17 protein-coding genes are annotated in these 19954 nt (G+C 62.1%); 10 read left to right on the plus strand and 7 right to left on the minus strand.

Annotation, left to right across the window (positions count from 1 at the left end):
* Positions 1-12 precede the first annotated feature (12 nt).
* From AAGQ88_RS20030 to AAGQ88_RS20065, 8 genes are all read left to right on the plus strand, one after another.
* A complete protein-coding gene (locus tag AAGQ88_RS20030) occupies positions 13-1062 on the plus strand; it encodes an ABC transporter substrate-binding protein (protein WP_342653361.1) in 1050 nt (349 codons plus the stop codon).
* A 12-nt stretch (positions 1063-1074) separates the two neighbouring features.
* Positions 1075-2001 carry an ABC transporter permease gene (locus AAGQ88_RS20035; RefSeq protein WP_285426702.1) on the plus strand — a complete coding sequence of 309 codons (927 nt, stop codon included), beginning with the start codon at positions 1075-1077 and terminating at the stop codon, positions 1999-2001.
* Positions 2001-2798, plus strand: coding sequence for an ABC transporter permease (locus tag AAGQ88_RS20040; protein ID WP_285426701.1), 798 nt, complete (start codon positions 2001-2003; stop codon positions 2796-2798). Before AAGQ88_RS20035 ends, AAGQ88_RS20040 begins: the two co-directional genes overlap by 1 nt.
* A gap of 443 nt (positions 2799-3241) precedes the next feature.
* The gene (locus AAGQ88_RS20045; RefSeq protein ID WP_093463706.1) at positions 3242-4702 is read left to right on the plus strand and encodes an NAD-dependent succinate-semialdehyde dehydrogenase; all 1461 of its coding nucleotides are present in this window, start codon (positions 3242-3244) and stop codon (positions 4700-4702) included.
* 149 nt (positions 4703-4851) lie between these two features.
* Positions 4852-5940 (plus strand): ABC transporter ATP-binding protein, encoded by a 1089-nt coding sequence (locus AAGQ88_RS20050; RefSeq protein WP_342653362.1) that lies wholly within the window; start codon positions 4852-4854, stop codon positions 5938-5940.
* Positions 5941-6456: 516 nt separating this feature from the next.
* The gene (gene gabT / locus AAGQ88_RS20055) at positions 6457-7746 is read left to right on the plus strand and encodes a 4-aminobutyrate--2-oxoglutarate transaminase (protein ID WP_285426699.1); all 1290 of its coding nucleotides are present in this window, start codon (positions 6457-6459) and stop codon (positions 7744-7746) included.
* 92 nt (positions 7747-7838) lie between these two features.
* On the plus strand, positions 7839-8525 hold the full coding sequence (locus tag AAGQ88_RS20060; protein ID WP_285426698.1) for a hypothetical protein: 687 nt from the start codon (positions 7839-7841) through the stop codon (positions 8523-8525).
* Between the two features lie 38 nt (positions 8526-8563).
* Entirely contained in the window at positions 8564-9055 is a 492-nt protein-coding gene (locus tag AAGQ88_RS20065; protein ID WP_342653363.1) for a winged helix-turn-helix transcriptional regulator, read from the plus strand.
* A gap of 198 nt (positions 9056-9253) precedes the next feature.
* Here AAGQ88_RS20065 and AAGQ88_RS20070 read toward each other — a convergent pair whose 3' ends face one another.
* From AAGQ88_RS20070 to AAGQ88_RS20085, 4 genes are all read right to left on the minus strand, one after another.
* Entirely contained in the window at positions 9254-9964 is a 711-nt protein-coding gene (locus tag AAGQ88_RS20070) for a cupin domain-containing protein (protein ID WP_342653364.1), read from the minus strand.
* 15 nt (positions 9965-9979) lie between these two features.
* Complete coding sequence (locus tag AAGQ88_RS20075; RefSeq protein ID WP_342653365.1) at positions 9980-11263, minus strand: FAD-binding oxidoreductase; 1284 nt, start codon at positions 11261-11263, stop codon at positions 9980-9982.
* Positions 11264-11322: 59 nt separating this feature from the next.
* Entirely contained in the window at positions 11323-12030 is a 708-nt protein-coding gene (locus AAGQ88_RS20080) for an HAD-IA family hydrolase (protein ID WP_342653366.1), read from the minus strand.
* A gap of 165 nt (positions 12031-12195) precedes the next feature.
* Entirely contained in the window at positions 12196-13143 is a 948-nt protein-coding gene (locus AAGQ88_RS20085; protein WP_342653367.1) for a LysR family transcriptional regulator, read from the minus strand.
* A 149-nt stretch (positions 13144-13292) separates the two neighbouring features.
* Between AAGQ88_RS20085 and AAGQ88_RS20090 the strand changes: the two genes are divergently transcribed.
* Positions 13293-14720: an aldehyde dehydrogenase family protein gene (locus tag AAGQ88_RS20090; protein ID WP_342653368.1), complete on the plus strand. Its 1428-nt coding sequence runs from the start codon at positions 13293-13295 to the stop codon at positions 14718-14720.
* 55 nt (positions 14721-14775) lie between these two features.
* On the opposite strand, the gene AAGQ88_RS20095 is transcribed toward AAGQ88_RS20090, so the two are convergent.
* The 3 genes from AAGQ88_RS20095 to AAGQ88_RS20105 form a co-directional block, all read right to left on the minus strand.
* Positions 14776-16500 carry a GMC family oxidoreductase N-terminal domain-containing protein gene (locus AAGQ88_RS20095; RefSeq protein ID WP_342653369.1) on the minus strand — a complete coding sequence of 575 codons (1725 nt, stop codon included), beginning with the start codon at positions 16498-16500 and terminating at the stop codon, positions 14776-14778.
* A gap of 15 nt (positions 16501-16515) precedes the next feature.
* Entirely contained in the window at positions 16516-17568 is a 1053-nt protein-coding gene (locus tag AAGQ88_RS20100) for an ABC transporter substrate-binding protein (RefSeq protein ID WP_342653370.1), read from the minus strand.
* 210 nt (positions 17569-17778) lie between these two features.
* Positions 17779-18696 (minus strand): LysR substrate-binding domain-containing protein, encoded by a 918-nt coding sequence (locus tag AAGQ88_RS20105; protein ID WP_342653371.1) that lies wholly within the window; start codon positions 18694-18696, stop codon positions 17779-17781.
* A gap of 121 nt (positions 18697-18817) precedes the next feature.
* Here AAGQ88_RS20105 and AAGQ88_RS20110 point away from each other — a divergent pair, with 121 nt between their 5' ends.
* The gene (locus AAGQ88_RS20110; protein ID WP_342653372.1) at positions 18818-19897 is read left to right on the plus strand and encodes a tartrate dehydrogenase; all 1080 of its coding nucleotides are present in this window, start codon (positions 18818-18820) and stop codon (positions 19895-19897) included.
* Positions 19898-19954 lie beyond the last annotated feature (57 nt).

The following is a 19954-nucleotide window of genomic DNA, read 5'->3' on the forward strand; positions in this document are numbered from 1 at the left end:
CGGAGTCTTTTCATGAGCAAACCCTGCAACGCTTTGAAGCTGGCGAGTCTGGCGCTTTTGATCGGTGGCACCCAACAGGCCTTCGCCGAGGACATCACGTTCGTGTCTCAGGGAGGGGCTTATCAGGAAGCGCAGAGCAAGGCGATCCTGGAACCGGCGGCGAAAAAACTGGGGCTGACGCTCAAACAGGACAGCTCGCCCAAGGCCTATCCGATCATCAAGACCCAGGTGGAAAGCGGCAAGGTCACCTGGGATGTGGTGGACCTGCCGACCGGCGACTGCGTGCGTGGTCAGCAGGAAGGCCTGTTCGAGAAGCTCGATCCGGCGCTGGTGCCCAATGCCGCGCAATTGCCCGCAGAATTGAAAGATGACTACAGCGTCGGCTACATCAGTTACTCCACCGTGCTGGCTTACCGCACCGACGCGTTCAAAGGCGACCACGTGCCGAAGACCTGGGCGGATTTCTGGGACACCAAAAAGTATCCCGGCCAGCGCTCGCTGCGTAATCTGCCGCGCCCAACGCTGGAAATCGCGCTGCTCGCCGACGGTGTGCCGGCAGACAAGCTGTACCCGCTGGACGTCGACCGCGCCTTCAAGAAGCTTGAGCAGATCAAACCGGACATCGCCACCTGGTGGACCTCCGGCGGTCAGTCGGCGCAGCTGATCAGCGACGGCGAAGTCGACATGATTCAGGCGTGGAACGGCCGCATCAGCGCGGTGCAGGCGGCAGGCGCGCCGGTCGCTTTCGATTACAACCAGGGCGTGCTGGAAACCAATTCGCTGTGCGTGCTCAAGGGCACCCCGCACAAGGACGCCGCCATGAAGTTCGTCAACGAAGCCATCGATGCGAAGTTGCAGGCCGCGCTGCCGATGATCATCGATTACGGCCCGCTCAATCCGGAGGCGTTCAAGACCGGCGTGATTCCTGCCGAACGTGAAGCCCGTCTGCCATCTTCGCCGCAGAATATTTCGCGTCAGGCCCTGTTGTCCGCGCAATGGTGGGCTTCGGATGCGGGCGTCAAAGCCGAAGAGCGCTGGCTGTCCTTCGTTCAGAAAAAGTAATGGGAGGCTCCAATGTCCAACGCTTATCTCGCCAAATCCCTGCCCGACTCCAGCGATCAGTATCCGCCACCGATGACCAATGAACAGGCATTGGTGCGCGAGGAGCGCAAGGAGCATGCCTCGATGCTGTTGCTGCTCGCCCCGGCGCTGGTGATGGTGGTGGTGCTGCTGATCATGCCGCTGTGCTGGCTGGCGTTTCAGTCGGTGCAGACCGAAGACGGCTTTTCACTGGCCAACTACCTACGCATCTTTCAAGAGTCCATTTATTGGGACACCTTCGCCCTGACGTTCAAGATCAGTTTTCTGGTGACGATCCTGTCGATCGTCATGGGCTTTCCCATCGCTTACGCGGCGTCGCGGCTGCACGGGTTCTGGGCCAATCTGGTACTGATCTGCGTGATCCTGCCGTTCTGGACCAGCGTGCTGGTGCGTTCTTACGCCTGGCTGGTGCTGCTGCAACGTCGTGGTCTGGTCAATCAGACGCTGATGGACCTGGGCATCATCGACCAGCCGCTGAACCTGATGCACAACACCACCGGCACCGTGATCGGCACGTTGCATGTGATGCTGCCGTTCATGGTACTGCCGCTGTATTCGGTGATGAAAAAGATCCCGCAGGATCTGATGCAGGCCTCGGAAAGCCTGGGCGCCAAGCCGTTTTATACCTTCCGCCGCGTGTTCCTGCCGATGGCTGCGCCGGGCATCATGGCCGGTTCCATTCTGGTGTTCGTGATCTGCCTGGGCTTTTTCATCACCCCTGAATTGCTGGGTGGCGGGCGCACGATCCTGGTATCGATGCTGGTGCAACGCAACGTCGAGCTCTATCACGCCTGGGGCGCGGCCAGTGCGGTCGGTCTGGTGCTGTTGTTCGTGGTGTTCCTGATTTTCTGGGGCATCAATCGCTTTATCCCCATCGAACGCATTCTGGGAGCACGCTGATGAACCTGCTTGCCAACCTGCGCCACCTGCGTCTGTCCCGCGTGCTGTTCACGCTGCTGGTGGCGGCGATTCTGCTGTACCTGATCATCCCGGTGCTGATCGTGGTGCCGATGTCGTTCTCCGAAGCGCGCTTTCTGCAGTTCCCGCCCAAGCAGTGGTCGTTTCACTGGTACGAGGCGTTCTTCAACAGCGTGGAGTGGATGTCGGCGGCCAAGGTCAGCCTGATCACTGCGTTCTTCACCATGGTGATCAGCCTGCCGATCGGCATGGCCGCCGCCTACGCGATCAATAATTCGAGCCTGAAGGTGGTGCGCACGCTGCAGATCGTTCTGCTGTTGCCGATGATGGTGCCGATCATCCTGATCGCCGCCGGGGTGTTTTTCGTCTATGCGCGGGTCGGCCTGATCAGCACGATGACCGGTCTTGTGCTGGCGCACATCATGCTGGCGCTGCCGTACGTGATCATCGCGTTACTGGCCGGGCTGCGTAATTTCGACATGTCTCAGGAGATGGTCGCGCGCAGTCTCGGGATGAACCGCTTTCGCGCGTTCATGGCCGTGACGCTCCCGCAGATCAAGCCCAGTGTGGTGTCGGCCACCCTGTTCGCGTTCATCACGTCGCTGGATGAGACGGTGGTCGCGCTGTTCATTTCCGGTGGCGATAACCAGACCCTGACCAAGCGCATGTTCACTGCCCTGCGCGACGAAATCGACCCGACGATCGCTGCCATCAGCTCCATCCTGATTCTGGCATCGCTGATCCTGGTGGTGATTGCAGGGCGCAACAAGCAGGGTTGATTGGCTGGCTTTACCTCTGATCGTTCCCACGCTCCGCGTGAGGATGCCGCCTGACGCTCCGCGTCAAGCCGGGGACGCGGAGCGTCCGGGGAAGCGTCCCCACGCAGAGCGTGGGGACGATCAATCCTGATTCTGGCATCGCTGATCCTGGTGGTGATTGCAGGGCGCAACAAGCAGGGGTGATTGGCTGGCTTTACCTCTGATCGTTCCCACGCTCCGCGTGGGAATGCCGCCCGTGACGCTCCGCGTCACGCCGGGGACGCGGAGCGTCCGGGGAAGCATCCCACGCAGAGCGTGGGGACGATCAAAAACACCCCAGCACAGCCTGCCGTCAATCCTCGCAATTCAGCATCAATCACCCGCCCAACCCTTGATCTCGGCATCGGCCGCTGGGCGCGGGTTTTTACAATGAGTCCATCCTTCGTACCCTCAAGGCCCTGATCATGTTGAAAAACCAGCTGCGTGACCCTTCCCTTCTCGTCGAACGTGCCTACGTCAATGGCGCGTGGATCGAAGCCGATGACGGCGCGACCCTCGATGTGACCAACCCGGCGGACGGCAGTGTCATCGCACGCGTTCCCGCCTTGCAGGCACAGGAGACTCGCCGCGCCATCGAGGCCGCCGAGGCTCGCTTCGCCAGTTGGCGCGAGGTGCCCGCCGCAGAGCGTGCGCGTTACCTTGAGGTGTGGTTCAAGCTGATCATGGACAACCAGGAAGACCTGGCCCTGATCATGACCGCCGAACAGGGCAAGCCGCTGGCCGAATCCCGTGGCGAGATTGCCTATGGCGCCAGCTTCGTCAAATGGTTTGCCGAAGAAGCGCGGCGTATCTACGGCGACACGATTCCAGCGCCCACCGCTGACCGTCGCATCCTGGTGCTGAAGCAGCCGATTGGCGTGGTCGCCGCGATCACGCCGTGGAACTTCCCCAACGCCATGATCACCCGCAAATGCGCCCCGGCATTGGCGGCGGGTTGCCCGGTGCTGGTCAAGCCGTCGGAAATGACGCCGCTGTCCGCGCTCGCCCTTGCCGTCCTGGCCGAGCGCGCAGGCATTCCGGCCGGTGTCTTCAACGTGCTCACCGGTCTGCCGGCCGGCGTGGGCGGCGAGATGACCGCCAACCCTGCGGTGCGCAAGTTGTCATTCACCGGATCGACTCGCGTGGGTCAACTGCTGATGAGCCAGTGTGCCGCCACCATCAAGCGCCTGAGCCTTGAGCTGGGCGGCAACGCGCCCTTCATTGTGTTCGACGATGCCGATCTGGACCTGGCCATTGCAGGCGTCATGCAGAGCAAATTCCGCAACGCCGGACAGACCTGCGTCTGTGCCAACCGCATCCTGGTGCAGGATGGCATCTATGACCGTTTCGCCGAGCGCCTCAGCGCTGCGGTGGCCGAGCTGAAAGTCGGTGACGGTCTGCAGAACGGCGTCACCATCGGCCCGCTGATCAACGCCGCGGCAGTGGATAAAGTCGCCCGCCACATCGACGACGCGCTGGAGAAAGGCGCGAGTATCGTCGTCGGCGGCGCGCCGCAAGGCGACGGCCTGTACGTCCAGCCGACCGTGCTGCGCGATGCCAGTGCCGACATGCTGCTGGCCAGCGAGGAAACCTTCGGCCCGGTCGCCCCGCTCTTCCGCTTCAAGGATGAAGCCCAGGCGCTGGCGCTGGCCAACGCCACGCCTTACGGGCTGGGTGCTTATTACTTCACGCAGGACATGCGGCGCGCCTGGCGCGTGGGCGAGCGCCTGGAGTTCGGCATGGTGGGCCTGAACACCGGAATCATTTCCATGGAAGTCGCGCCGTTCGGGGGCATGAAGCAATCGGGCACGGGGCGCGAAGGCTCCAAATACGGGCTCGATGAATTTCTGGAAGTGAAGGCCTGGCACATCGGCGGGCTCAACTGAGCCCACCCTGCGTTTACTGCTTCGCCCCCGCCGCCGGACAGCAGATCGTGTTTTTCCGGCGGCCCAAAACGGCACGAACCGGGCCTGCGCCTGTGTTCAGATGACATGCAGATCTTTCGGGCCAACCCCTTCTGCAAAGAGGACGCTCCATGAATTTCACTGAAGGTTTTGAATCGGTCAGCGTCAACAAGGTGTGCAAGCACTACGGCAGCCTCAAAGCGCTGAACAACGTCGACCTCAAGGTCGAGGCTGGGGAGTTCATGTCCTTGCTCGGCCCTTCGGGGTCAGGCAAGACCACCTTGCTGAGCATCCTCGGCGGCTTCATCCGGGTCAGCTCCGGCAGCATTTTCTTCGGCGAGCGGGACGTCACGCTGATGCCGCCGCACAAGCGCGAAATCGGTGTGGTGTTTCAGAACTACGCGCTGTTTCCACACATGACCGTGGGCGAAAACGTTGCCTTTCCGCTGCGCGCACGCGGGGAAAGTGCAGCCAAGAGTCGCGACCGCGTAAAAAGCGCACTGGCGACGGTTGAGCTGTCCGGTTATGAGGATCGCAACATCGCGGCGCTGTCGGGCGGGCAACGGCAACGGGTCGCACTGGCGCGGGCAATCGTGTTCGAGCCCAAGCTGATCCTGATGGACGAGCCGCTCTCGGCGCTGGACAAACAGCTGCGCGAGATCATGCAGATCGAATTGCGCGCGCTGCACAAGCGGTTGGGGGCGACGATGATTTACGTCACTCACGATCAGCGCGAAGCCCTGACCATGAGCGACCGGATTGCGATCATGCGCGGCGGTCAGCTGGTGCAAGTCGATACGCCCCGTCGCCTGCACGATCATCCGGCCAACGATTTCGTCGCAAGCTTCATTGGCGAAAGCACGCTGGTGCCGCTGCAACGTGGCGCCGACAACGGCCTGACCCTGGGCGCGACCACGCTGCGCACCACGCGGCCGGTGCCTGCTTCGGGTGATGTCTTCCTGGCCCTGCAATCGGAAAAGCTGCTGCTGGACAACGCAAGCTCCGGGCCTGAGTGGAACCGTCTGAGAGGCCGGGTTTCCGACATCGTCTTTCAGGGCGAGAGCCTAAAAGTGTTCGTCGACCTCGAAGGCGGCCCGACCGTCAGCCTGCGCCAGCCGAGCCACCATGAGGGCAATCTGAGCCTGCCGCCCATCGGCTCGCCCATGCTGATGCGCCTGCATCCTGAAGACACCATCGTCGTACCTCGCGCCGGGGTTTGATCGACGAGTTGAACCTGCGGCTAGACCTGTGGAGTGAGCCGGCTGCTTTCAAGGCCCCTTCGATCAACGGCGTAACACCCTACGCCTTCCCGGCTGAAGCCGGTCCTACGAAATTGCGCAACGTCTGTAGGACTGGCTTTAGCCGGGAAGAGGCCGGTGCATGCCGTAGAGATGTAACGTCTGGAATCCGGTCTTCGCGGGCAAGCGCGCTCCTGCAGATTCCGTGATTGCAGCGCCGCAAATCCCTGTAGGAGTGAGCTTGCTCGCGATTGGGTGTGCCTGATGTCCACTTTTCATCTGACACACCCCATCGCGAGCGCGCTCACTCCTACAACAGTTTCAGGCAGCCTCAAAGGGTGTGAGCCTTACCACAAACACCCCGCAGCGAAATATTCCGAAACACCCCCTCAAAACAGTCGATCACAGCGCTGGCCAGCCCAAGTTCAGCGCTTGTGATTCCGGGCAGTCCTTATGCTGATGGCATCACCCGCCCTATTGGCAATCACGGAGATCGAGATGAATTCTGCACTGACTGAAAACCAGCGCTTGCTGGCCCTGCGCGAACAACACGTGCCGCGCGGTATCGCCACCGCTCACCCGGTGGTCGCTGCGCGCGCCGACGGTGCCGAGCTGTGGGATGTCGACGGCAAGCGTTATCTGGATTTCGTGGGCGGGATCGGCGTGCTCAATGTCGGCCACAACCATCCTGACGTGGTCGAAGCGGTGCGCCGTCAGGTCGGTGAAATCTCCCACGCCAGCTTTCAGGTCGTTGCGTACGAAAACTATATTCAGGTCGCGGCGCGGCTGAACGCGATGATCGGCGGTGACGCGCATTACAAAAGCGTGCTGTTCACCTCCGGGGCGGAAGCGGTCGAGAACGCCATCAAGATTGCCCGCGGCTACACCAACCGCACGGCCGTCATCTCCTTTCGCGGCGGCTTCCACGGTCGCACCCTGCTGGGCGTGACGCTGACCGGCATGAGCCAGCCCTACAAACAGAACTTCGGCCCCTTCCCCGCCGAGATCTACCACGCCACTTACCCCAACGCCTATCGTGGGGTGAGCAGTGACGATGCGCTGGCCGAACTCGATGAGCTGTTCGCCACTGACGTCGCGCCCGATCGCGTGGCTGCGATCATCATCGAACCGGTGCAGGGCGATGGCGGTTTCCTTGCAGCACCCAAAGCCTTCCTGCAGGCCCTGCGTGAACGCTGCACCCAGCACGGCATCGTGTTGATTCTGGATGAGATACAGGCAGGCTTCGGTCGCACCGGCAAAATGTTCGGCTTCCAGCACGCCGACATTCAGCCGGACCTGGTGACCGTGGCCAAGAGCCTCGCCGGCGGGATGCCGCTGTCAGGCGTGGTCGGTCGCGCCGACATCATGGACGCCCCGACACCCGGCGGTCTCGGCGGCACATACGGCGGCAATGCAGTCGCTTGTGCTGCGGCGCTGGCGGTCCTTGATCTGTTCGAAAAGCAGGATCTGCTGAGCCAGGGTGAAACACTTGCCACGCAGCTGCGCGAAGGCTTGCAGGCGCTGCAAAAGCGCTATCCACGCATCGGCGACGTGCGCGGTCTGGGCTTCATGCTGGCGATCGAAATGGTGGCCGACGACGCTCGCCAGAGCCCGGATGCAGCCCTTGCGCAGAAGGTCATCGATGAGGCGCGCAATGCCGGTCTGCTGGTGATCAAGTGCGGCGTGCATCGCAACGTGGTGCGCTTCCTGGCACCGCTGGTGGCCACGCCGGCGCAAGTGGCAGAGGCCTTGCAGATGCTCGACAAGGCATTGGCTGCGGCCTGCTGAATACACGGCAACACCCACGGCCCGACCTGCATTGGCAGGCTCGGGCTCACGCTGCATCACAGGGATCCGTCAGCGCTGTTCAGGAGCAAAACATGAGAGTCACCCAGTACAAAGCGCTCGGGCTGTCCATCGCCACTGTGGTTGACCGCGAACGGGGCATCCTTGAAGGGCTGCGACCGCTGGCAGTGCAAAGCGAGGCGCTCACCAGTGACGCGCAATTGCTCAGCGCTTATCGACATGTGGCGCAGGAGCTGGCTGCAGCGCCGGTTCAGGTCAGTGCTACGGCATTCCATGGCCAGCTTTACCAACGTGTGGCGCAACAATTGCAAATCATTCCCGGCTGGGACGAAAGTGTTGCGTTTAGTAGCTCTTCGGCGCAGTGGCCGATTTTCGAAGACGCTCCAGGTGCGCTTCAGTACCTGAGCAAGTTTTACCGACTGATACTGATCGCCCCACCCCAGGGGATCGATGCGACGGCGCTGAGCAGGCGTCTGCCCATCGAGTTCGACGCGATCATCGAGCCGGGCGCAGACGACTGGCATGCCAGCCTCGCCAACGCCCTGCACCGTCTGGGTCTGGAACGATCAGAGCTGTTACCGGTGCGCAGTACCGAGAGTGACGACCCGTGGACCGACCGGGTGGACTTTCCGGTCTGCACACTCCGCCGCGGCCATGACCGGCCGTGGAACCATTCGCCTCAGGCAATGGACGGCAAGCGCTGTGAATACGCCAGTCTTGCCGACCTGGCCCATGCCCATCAAAAGGCATTGCACGCCTGAGACCGACAGCCCGGATATGACATTGCGAGGACTGATCAATGGACGCTGCAACGAAGCTGGACCGTATCGACATCAACATCCTGGTTCAACTGCAGAAAGACGGGCGCATGACCAACGTCAGCCTCGCCGAAGCCGTGGGTCTGTCACCCAGCCCTTGCCTGCAGCGGGTCAAGCGACTTGAAGCTGCGGGCTACATCAGCGGGTACGAGGCACACGTGAACCTGGCCAAGTTCGCCAACTCCGTGACGGTCTTCACCGAAGTGACATTGTCGGATCACAAACGCACCGACTTCGTGAAATTCGAATCGAGCATCCGCAACATCGACGAAGTGCTCGAATGCCATCTGATCAGCGGCGGCTATGACTATCTGGTGCGCTTCCTGTGCAGCAGCATCGCGCATTATCAGGAACTGATGGAATCGATCCTGGACAAGAATATCGGCATCGAGAAGTACTTCAGCTACATCGTGATCAAGTCACCAGTGGTCAAGAGCACGGTGCCGTTGAGGAGCCTTGTGCGGGCGGTTTGAAGTTTTGGATTTAGCAGAAAAGGGCCTGGATTGGCCCTTTTTCTTTGGGTTCTGCCTGACGCTGTAGCGGGCGTACATTCATTCGCGAAGCATGATCAAGGCCTTGACCCTCTACGGTTGTACCCACCCGACGCGAAACGAATCGCTCCCGCCGTAAGCCCCATGGGTGACGAAGGTCCATGCCTGATCGGCCGCCCTTCACGCCAGAATGCAAAACACCTTGCGCACGGTCTCCTCGCTGACCCACGCATTGGTCGCACCTTTAGGGACCACAACGGTTTCCCCGGCACGCACGCAATGACGGTCACCGCCTTGCGCGGTCAGCGTCACCGCCCCGTCGAGAATAAACATCAGCTCGCTGTAGCTCGGCTCAACCTGCTTGCGGGCATAGCCCTCGCACTGCCACAGACCAATGCGCAGATTGGCCACGCTGAACAACGTCTCACTCCAGGCCCTGGGGGCCGGCGTCAACAGCACGCTGGCCGCGGGCGGAGTGCTCGGTGCAAGCGTTCGTCCCAGATCGATTTTGATCGGCATGGCGGGCATGTCGGAACACGCCTGCAGTCCAGGAAAGGCCATGAACAGACGCCGCAACTGCCCGCGATGATGCCACCGCACCCGCACGCCGCGCGGCACAACGAAGCAGTCACCGGCGCTCAGTTGCAGGTCAAATCCATCACCTTGCAACCTCAGTTCGCCCGCCTCGACGATCCCCAGTTCAACCCAGGGAAAATCCTCGATCAGCAGGTTGGCACCGACACTGACGCTGCTGCCGGTGACGAATCCCTGCTGCGCCTCATGGAAATGGATCACCCGCCCTGCCGCCAGCGGATCGTCTTGCAGGGCGAACGCGGCGCAAGGCAGATCGCGGTCGGTGTGGGGCTGTGAATAGTGCAGAATCGGGGGCATGTGCTGAGTGCTCGCTCATCGTCCGATGACATCAAGAAACTGCTGCCAGCCTGCCGCCAGGCGAACGCCCGGCGCCCGGAAGGCATGCAGCGGAATGGGTTTGAACGTGTCGCCCGCCAGCAGGCCGAGCTCGACGTTTTCGCCGGCGGTCATCGCCGACAGTTGCTTGCCCATCCACGTGGACATCGCCACCCCGCCGCCGTTGTAGCCGATGGCGTAGTAGCTGCGCTCGTCGAGTTTTCCGGCATGCGGAAGGTAGTCCAGGGTCATCGCCACCAGACCCGACCAGCGATACGCGACCTTGTAATCGCGCAAAATCGGGAACACCACCGCCATGCTGCGCTGCAGGTCGTCGAACGCGCTTTGTGAGTCGTTCTTACCGAACGCGCCGCGCCCGCCGAAGATCAGCCGGTCACCTACCACGCGGAACCAGCGCAGCATGCGTTTGGTGTCGCCACAGACCTGCCCGCCGGGCATCAGCGTCGCAAGCACGTGTGCAGGCAGCGGCTCGGTGGCGATGATCGCGCTGCGAAACGGAATCAGCCGACGATGCAGGCTGTCGGTGACGCGGGTCTGATCCGAATAACCGTTGGTGGCATAGATCACCCGACGCGCGCTGACGCGGCCTTGCGGCGTCTGCACGATCACCCGATCGCCTTCACGAGTCACCCGCTGAGCCGCGCTGTTGATGAAAATCTTCACCCCGCGGTCCGTCAGGTGCCGGGCGATGCCACGGGCGTAATTCAGAGGATGGATACCGCCGGCCTTGGGGGTCAGCAGACCGCCGGCAAAAATCGTCGAGCCGGTCATTTCCCGTACCTGATCGGCCGGGATCATCACCGATGAAGCGCCGCCGGTTTCCCGCTTGATCCAGTTGGCGGTACTTTCAAGGCCCGCCAGTGCATGCACGTTGTGCGCAGCGGCGATGTGCCCGCCCATGTGCAGGCTGGCATCGGTCAGCCCCAGGGTTTCAACGGTTTCCACCAGGCTGTCCACGGCGGCGTAACCGGTGCGGTACATGTGCAAGGCGGTGTCGCGATTGTAACGCGCCATCAGGGCCGAAAAGCCTACGCGGAATTTTGGCGAAACCACCCCGCCGTTACGCCCGCTGGCGCCCCAGGCGAGCGTGTTGGCGTCGACGATCAGCGGCTCGCGGCCACTGTCGGCGATGTGGCGGGCTGCCGAGAGACCGGTGTAACCGGCGCCGATGATCACCACGTCACACTGCCGCTCACCTTCGAGCGATTGCAATGCCGGTGCGGGTTGGGCGGTGGCCGCCCATAAGCTCTGAACAGTCATGCCAGCCTCTGGGCTCAGGAAGAATGGCGCTCGCGATCGGGCGCGAGCGCCGACAGGGTTCAACCCAGTTCTTTTTCCACGGCGTCGGCCAGTTGCGCCAGCGAGGTGAAATGGTAGTGCGGCTCGGTACGCTCGGATTCCAGCGTGCCGCCGGTGCCTTTCTGGGCGAAGCGCCGCTCGATCCAGCAGGTCTGGTAACCCAGGCGCATGGCCACGCCGATGTCGTGATACTGGCTTTGCGCAACGTGGAGGATTTCTTCGAAGACAATGCCCTGCGTCGAGGCCAGCACGCCGCGTGTGTAGGCGAAGAACTGCGGATCGGGTTTTTCGAAACGGACATCGTCGACAGTGACGCGCACGTCGAACGGCTGGTCGAGCGTCTCGGCCATGTGGTTGAGTGCCCAGATCTGCGAGTTGGTGGTGGCCACCAGCTTGAAGTGTTTACGCAGGCGCTTGAGGGCTTCGACCGAGTCCGGGAAGGCCGGGAAATTTTTCACCGACTGAGCCAGGCCTTTGGCGTAGTCATCGTTGTCCGGCAGCCCCAGCTTGGCGGCGATGACGTGGTAGCAGCGCTCCAGATCGTCCGGCCACCAGCCCGAATCCGTGGAGGCGCGCGCTTCGCGATAGGCCTTGAGGATGTCATCGTCGCTGCAGGCTTTACCGGCTTCGCCGGACACTTCGCGCACATGGGCGAGGATCCCGGCTTCGAAATCGATCAGGGTACCGACGACGTCGAACGTCAGGGCTTTGAACTGCTTGAAAGACATAGGGCGCTCCGAAAGAAAGGTCGTGAGAGTGAAACGGGCTGGACAGGCCCATTATCTGCCCCGCTTCTCGCGCAATATTCTGTTTTGCCCTGCCCGTAAGGCATAACCTACTGTTTTTCCACTCGACGTGCCGCACCTGTGCTCAAGCGGGTTTTCAGGAGCGTTTCAAGGGGTGTTCTTGAGGACGGCGGCAAGACCCAGATGCGGGTAAAGCGCGTCGATGGCGAGCAGATCGGCGTGCATCTCTTCGATGATCCAGTCGCGCACCTGTTCGACCACCGGACGCACTGGACGACTGCCCGGCACCACCAGACAACAGCGTCGGGACGTGACCCGGACAGCATCCGTGGCAGGGACCAGCTCGCCTTTGCAGAGCGAGTTGGACACGACGTTCAACCAGCCCAGCGCAATGCCCTGCCCCAGTAACGCGGCCTGCACGACGACCGCGTAATCCGAGAACACCAGGGTGTTGTCCGGCCGGCCCGCGGTCTCGAAAGCGGCTGCCCAGCTGCGATCCTGATTGTCCATGCTGATGAGTGCCGGTACCCGCTTGCGACCCTTGCCCTGTACCACGTCGGCCAGGTATTGAGGGTTGCACACCGGCAGGACAATCTCCGGCATCACCAGTGAATCCGCGGCTTTCAGGCTGCCGGACTCCAGATAGCGCATCCCCAGATCGACATCCACCAACGGCCCGCCGATCCTTCCCGACATCAGTTGATAGCGCATGTCGACCGTGGGAAACCGTTCATTGAAGCGGCGCATGCGCGGCATCAGCCAATGCGTGGTGAACGCAGTGGACACCGACAGCGTCACGGTCTCGATGCCTGTGGCGCGCGCTTCGATTTCACTGATCGCCGACTCGATGGTGCTGAAGCCTTCCTGCACCCGACGATACAAAATGCTGCCGCTGTCGGTCAGTCGGGCGCCGCCCCGGACGCGTTCGAACAGCTGTACGCCCAGGTGCTCTTCCAGGCGCGACAACATGCGGCTGACGGCCGGTTGACTGACACACAGTTCATCGGCCGCCCGCGTGAAACTGCCACATCGCGCGGCCGCTTCGAAGACGAACAGGGAACTGGAGCTGGGGAGCTTGCGACGTAAATTAGACATGACCTGAGATTATGCTCAATTCAACTATTAGTAAATTGTCGGTGAAAAAAAACCGAGCCTACTCTTGCCAGCCAATGTGTCCGGCTCGCGACCCTCGTTTGCCCTGCCACACACCCTCGTTTCCCCTCTTCGAAGAGACCGTTGCTGATATGGATAACGCCCTGAAATTTTATATCGATGGCCGCTGGGTCGAACCCCATGGCAGCACCCGCCTGCCGGTGATCGACCCCGCGACCGAACAGCCATTCTGCGAGATCGCCATGGGCAATCTGGCCGATGTCGAAGACGCCGTGGCAGCGGCGCGGCGCGCCTTTCCAGCCTTTGCGCGGACGACGCCCGGGGAGCGCAAACAGTTGCTGCAACGCATCCTTGACGGGTTCATGGCACGTTACGACGAAATCGCCGAAGCCATCGTTCGCGAAGTCGGCGCGCCCACGTCGCTGTCCCACGACTGGCAGGCCGGCATCGGCAAATTCCACCTGGAACAGCTGCTGCGCACCCTCGACACGTTCGAATTCCAGAAGACCCGAGGCACGACGCTGATCAATCAGGAGGCCGTGGGTGTGGTGGCGTTGATCACGCCCTGGAACTGGCCGATCAACCAGATCGTCTGCAAAGTGGCGCCGGCCCTTGCCGCTGGCTGCACGATGGTGCTCAAGCCGAGCGAGATTGCACCGATCAACGCGCTGCTGTTCGCCGAAGTGCTGCACGATGCTGGCGTGCCGCCCGGCGTATTCAACCTGATCAATGGCGACGGCCCGAGCGTGGGCGCGGCGCTGGCAGCGCATCCGCAGGTGGACATGGTCTCGTTCACCGGATCGACCCGCGCCGGTGTCGAGATCGCACGCCTGGCCGCGCCGACCGTCAAGCGCGTGCATCAGGAACTGGGCGGCAAGTCGGCGAACATTCTGCTCGATGACGTTGATCTGGAGGCGGCTGTGACTGCCGGTGTGAACAGCTGTTTCGGCAACAGCGGCCAGTCGTGCAATGCACCGACCCGGATGCTGGTGCCTGCCGCGCTGCATGATCGCGCGGTGGAAATCGCTCGACGCGCCGCCCTCGCTCAACGGCCCGGCGCACCTGCCGCGGCACACACGACGATGGGTCCGGTGATCAGCGAACGGCAGTTCGACGCGATCCAGCGGATGATTGCCATTGGCATCGATGAAGGCGCACAACTGGTGTGCGGAGGCACGGGACGGCCGGCGCATCTGCCGACGGGTTACTACGTGCAGCCGACGATTTTCGCTCATGTCAGCCCGGAGATGACCATTGCACGGGACGAGATTTTCGGTCCAGTGCTGGTGATTCAGCCGTACGAAAATGACGCGCACGCGGTGCAGCTGGCCAACGACAGCGTGTTCGGCCTCGCCGCCTACGTGCAATCGTCCGATCTGCAGCGTGCGCGGGACATCGCCCTGCAGCTGCGTGCCGGAAGCGTCTACGTCAACTATCCCGCGTGGGACCCGGCGGCGCCGTTCGGCGGGTACAAGCAGTCGGGCAACGGCCGCGAATATGCCGAATGGGGACTGGAAGCGTTTCTGGAAACCAAGGGCATCGTCGGCTGGGGCCACTGATGTAAGACAAACCGCGCGCCCGGCTGCACGGGCGCGCGGCGTACCGTGAAATGCATCACAGGTGGGCGACTGCCTCGCTCATCTGCGCCACAGGGGTCTTGATCAGATCCGCCACGCGCTCGGCGATCATGATCGTCGGCACGTTGGTATTGGCGCACGGGATCGACGGCATCAGCGATGCATCGCAGACCCGCAGGGCGTCGACGCCTATCACCCGTGCATCGCCGGTCGTCACGGCAAGCGGATCATCCGCGTGCCCCATGCGACAGGTGCCGGACGGATGCCAGGTGCCACCGACGTTGCGCTGCACGAATTCGGTCAGCGCCTGATCGTCGGCCAGCAGTTTCTTGAGGGTCACGCCCTGAGTCACCAGGCCATGAACCAGCAGTGCCCGCAATGGACCGGCAATATCCAGCAGCACACTCAACACGCCGCGCTGCAAGGCATTGAACAGACCCGGCATAGCGACCTTCGCCACCCGCGGCGAGTAACTGGAGGCGAACACCACACTGCGCTCGTCACGCAGCGCATCACTCGATAACGCGCGCGCGCCGAATTGCAGCGCCTGCTTGAGCCGCTGCAGATCCCGAGGGTCAGAGAGCATCTCGAAATTCACCTGCGGCTCGTCGCCAGGATCGCTGGACGCCAAGCGCAGACGGCCCCGGGAGAAGGATTTGTTGACCCAGAAAAAAATCGTTCCCAACCGATAACCGATCGAATGCCAGCCTGAACGCGACAGGATCGCGCCGTGCATGTCACCCGGCACGGCGCCTTCCACGCCGGAAGAAAACCGCACGATGGCCTGCTCATGGTGTTCCTCAGGAAACGGTGTCCGGCCACGCCGGGTCAGCAACGCCGAAACCGCGATCGAAGGATGTTCCATCAGGTTGCCACCCACGCCCGGCCGGTCGGCGACCACTGGAATGCCCAGCGAACGCAGATCCTGTGCTGGGCCGATGCCGCTGCGCAGCAGGATCGCCGGACTGTGAATGGCCCCCGCGCAGACGATGACCTCCCGCGCCATCAGGGATTCGCGCTGTGCCGCTGCGTTGATGATCCGGGCACCGACGGCGCGACGGCCTTCGATCAGCACGCGATCGACCATGCAGTGAGTACGCAGGGTCAGATTGCTGCGCCGACGCACCTCGTCGGTCAGGTAGCACACGGAGGTGGGAATCCGTTCGCCCTGCTCGCTGACCCCGATTGCGCCGACGTATGTGCCATCTTCCCACGGCCCATTCTGATCAGGCTTGTGCGCCAGGCCTTGCGCGGCGAAGACCTGAATCACCTTGTTGACGAATGGCGACAGAAACTGCGCAGGCGTGCGACGAATCCGCACCGGGCCATCGCTGCCATGATGCGCTGCGTGCGACGGTCCGTTGAAATCCGTGTCGTTTTCCAGCTTGCGAAAGTACGGCAGGCAGGTGGCCCAGTTCCAGCCGTCGGCGCCAAGCTTCTCCCATGCGTCATAGTCGGCGGGGGCACCACGGTTGGTCATCAAGGCATTGATCGCCGAGCCGCCACCGAGTATCCGCGCCTGCTCATAACGCCGCGAGGCGTTCGCCCGCTGGCCCATGAACGCCGTCAGACTTTTCCAGATATTGCTCACGTCCAGATAGGCACGACCGGGATAACGGCTGCGGATCGCCGGCGGCATGGTCTGCGCCGAGATGTCCCGCCCCGCTTCGATCAGGCAGACCTGCACGTTCGGGTCCTCCGAGAGCCGCGCGGCGAGCACACAGCCCGCCGAACCGCCTCCGAGAATCAGGTAATCGATCATCGAAGGACCTCGCCGTTACTGAACGAACTTGAGCCAGCGATCCTTCGCCGCGATACCGGCCGGCGATGCCCACCATTCCTCGGACATCAAGGCTTGTCTGGCGGCGTTGTCCGGCGAGCTTGGCAGCTCCCTGGCACGTTGCTCGGTGATCTTCCCGGTGCCGAAGGCCGCAGGGTTGCCCGGGCCGTAATCGATGTACAGCGGCAGGTTGGCCTGCAGTTCGGGCGACAGCGCTTCGTTGATGAACTTCACCGCCGCCGCGTAGTTCGGCGCGTCCTTGAGGATGCACAGCTGGGTGTTCTGCAACAAGCCGTCGTTGTACGTGAAGGCGACGTCGGGATTGCTCTTCTGCACGGCACTGGCGCGACCGTTCCAGATCATCAGCATGTCGACCTCGCCATCGGCGAGCAACTGAGCCGACTGGCCGCCGGACGTCCACCACACGGCAATGTTCGGCTTGATTTGCTCAAGCCGCTTGTAGGCACGGTCGACGTCCAGCGGGTACAGCTTGTCACGCGGCACGCCGTCGGAGAGCAATGCCGCCTCCAGCGTACTCATCGGGTCGTTGCGCAACGCGCGGGTGCCGGGGAAATTCTTCACGTCCCAGAACTCGGCCCAGGTCTGCGGGATTTTCTTCAGGGTTTTCTTGTTGTAACCGATGACCGACGAATAGAACTCGTAAGCCACTGAATACGGCGTGCGGTATTGCGCTGGCATGTTTTGCACGTTGGGCATCTTGCTCAGGTCCAGCGGCTCGATCAGCCCTTCGTTGCCACCGCGAACGCAGTTGGACGGCGGCGTGTCGATCACGTCCCAGACGGGTTTTTTCGCATCGCCCATGGCCTTGACCATCGGCCATGCGTCGGGGGCGCTGTCCTGTTTGATGGTCATGCCGAGGGTCTTCGCGGCAGGGTCCAGAATGGCTTTGGTCTGGGCTTCCTGGTAGGCGCCCCCTTGGGAAACGAAGGTGATTTCTTCAGCCGCCAAGGCACTGCTCGCGCACGCCACCGAAAGACTCAACAGGGATAAGACGGAACCGAAAGCTGCAGCAACAGACAAGGTTTTCATGGCAAATCATCCTGGACGTAGATTAATTCGGCAGCTCAAAAAAACCTGAAAGACACCCTGCACTGTCGTGCGCTGCTCAGATTTTCTTTTTGTTGGACCGAGCGGGACATCTGGACGTTACAAGAGCATGACGCCGGCGGGCAATGCACGAATAGTCAGGACGAACATGTTGTGAGGTTATGCCGAAACCGAACCTTGTCTGCAGTGCAATCAGTCTCGTCGCACGGCCGCAAACGGCAGGCGCTGATTCAACGCGTGGCTCAGGTATCGCACGAACAGCGAGATGCGCTGCGGGATGTGAGCACGATGCGGGTACACCACGAAGATGTCACCACGCGGCGCCTGATGGTCGGTCAGCACTGCGCGCAGGCGCCCGGAATCCAGATGTTCCTGCGTGTCCCAGCGCGATCGGAGAATCAGGCCGTGCCCCTCCAGTGCGAGGCCGACGGCGACTTCGCCATCGTTGCTCGACAGCGTGCCTCTGACTTTGTGTGCGTATTCGCGACCATCCTTGTGAAAGCGCCAGATCGCGTAATCGCTGCCGAACTGGCGCAGTACGATGCAGTTGTGCTGCGCAAGATCGGCCACGGAGGTCGGCTCAGGCATAGCTTCAAGGTATCTGGGCGCCGCGCAGAGGATGCGTGGATTCTCCAGCAATCGCACGCCGATCAAACGTGAATCGGGAGGCTCGCCCATCCACACGCCGAGGTCGAACTGGTCGTCCAGCAGGCTGGGCGGCTGACTGCTGAGCTCGAGGGAAATCTCCAGTTCCGGATGCAGCCGGGCGAACTCCGAGACCACCGGCGCCAGATGTCGTCGGCCAAAACCGAGCGTGCCGTTGATTCTCAGACGCCCGCGCAGCGTCGGCTGACGACTGTTGAGCGCGCTTTCCAATTCCTCAAGCTGGCGCAGGATGGGCCGGCCACCTTCCAGGTACTGCGTGCCTTCCGGCGTCAGCGAAAGCCGGCGCGTGGTGCGCTGCATCAACTGCACCCCGAGGCGAGCTTCGAGTTGACTCAAGCGCTTGCTCACTGCCGGCAGCGATAATCCCAGTTGACGGGCCACTTCGGTCAGGCTGCCACGGCTGGCCACCTGCTGGAAGAAACTCAGGTCATCGATGGCGCTCATCGATTCTTTCCCCAAATCTAAGAATGGATTTCATTGAAGGCTAATTATTAATTTCAGAACACTGCATACACTCACTGGCATTGGCTTTCAATCCCAGCCTCTCAACCCAGGAGTCGAACCCATGAGCAAGGCCCGGTACAAAATCGCAGTCATCCCCGGCGACGGCATTGGCAAAGAGGTCATGCCAGAAGGCGTGCGCGTGCTCGACGCCGTGGCCGCCCGCCACGATCTGGACTTGCAATGGGACTGGTTCGATTTCGCCAGCGCCGATTACTACCTGGCCCACGGCAAAATGATGCCGGACAACTGGTTCGAGGTGCTCAAGGGGTATGACGCGATCTACTTCGGTGCAGTGGGCTGGCCCGACGTGGTGCCGGATCACATTTCGCTGTGGGATTCGCTGTTGCAGTTCCGTCGCGAATTCGACCAGTACGTCAACCTGCGACCCTGCCGCCTGATGCCCGGCGTGAAGGCGCCACTGGCCAATCGCAAGCCCGGCGACATCGATTTCTGGGTGGTCCGCGAGAACACCGAAGGCGAGTACTCAAGCGTCGGCGGCAAGATGTTCCCTGGCACCGAGCGGGAAATCGTCCTGCAGGAAACCGTCATGACCCGCGTGGGCGTCGACCGCATCCTCAAGTTCGCCTATGACCTGGCGCAAAGCCGACCGAAGAAACACCTGACGTCGGCGACCAAATCCAACGGCATTGCGATCACCATGCCTTACTGGGACGAACGCGTGGTCGAAATGGGCAAGCAATACCCGGACGTGAAAGTCGACAAGTATCACATCGACATCCTCACCGCGAACTTCGTCCTGCACCCCGACTGGTTCGACGTCGTGGTGGCGAGCAACCTGTTCGGCGATATTCTTTCCGACCTGGGTCCTGCGTGTACCGGCACCATCGGCATTGCGCCCTCGGCGAACATCAACCCGGAACGCAACTTCCCGAGCCTGTTCGAGCCCGTGCACGGCTCGGCGCCCGACATCGCCGGTAAGGGCATCGCCAACCCGATCGGACAGATCTGGTGCGGCGCGATGATGCTCGAGCACCTGGGCCATCCCGAAGCCGGCGCCGCCGTACTGGCCGCCATTGAAAGCGTATTGTCGATGGGCCCGGAAAACGCGCCGCTGACGGCCGACATCGGCGGGACCGGCAACACCGAAGCCCTCGGCAAAGCGATCGCCGCTGCGGTCTGAGCCTGAAAAAGCGCGCAATCTTCCGCTGACCCTGACGTTTTCGGAAGATTGTTTCGC

This window comes from Pseudomonas sp. F3-2, from assembly GCF_038804275.1.
GTDB lineage: Bacteria > Pseudomonadota > Gammaproteobacteria > Pseudomonadales > Pseudomonadaceae > Aquipseudomonas.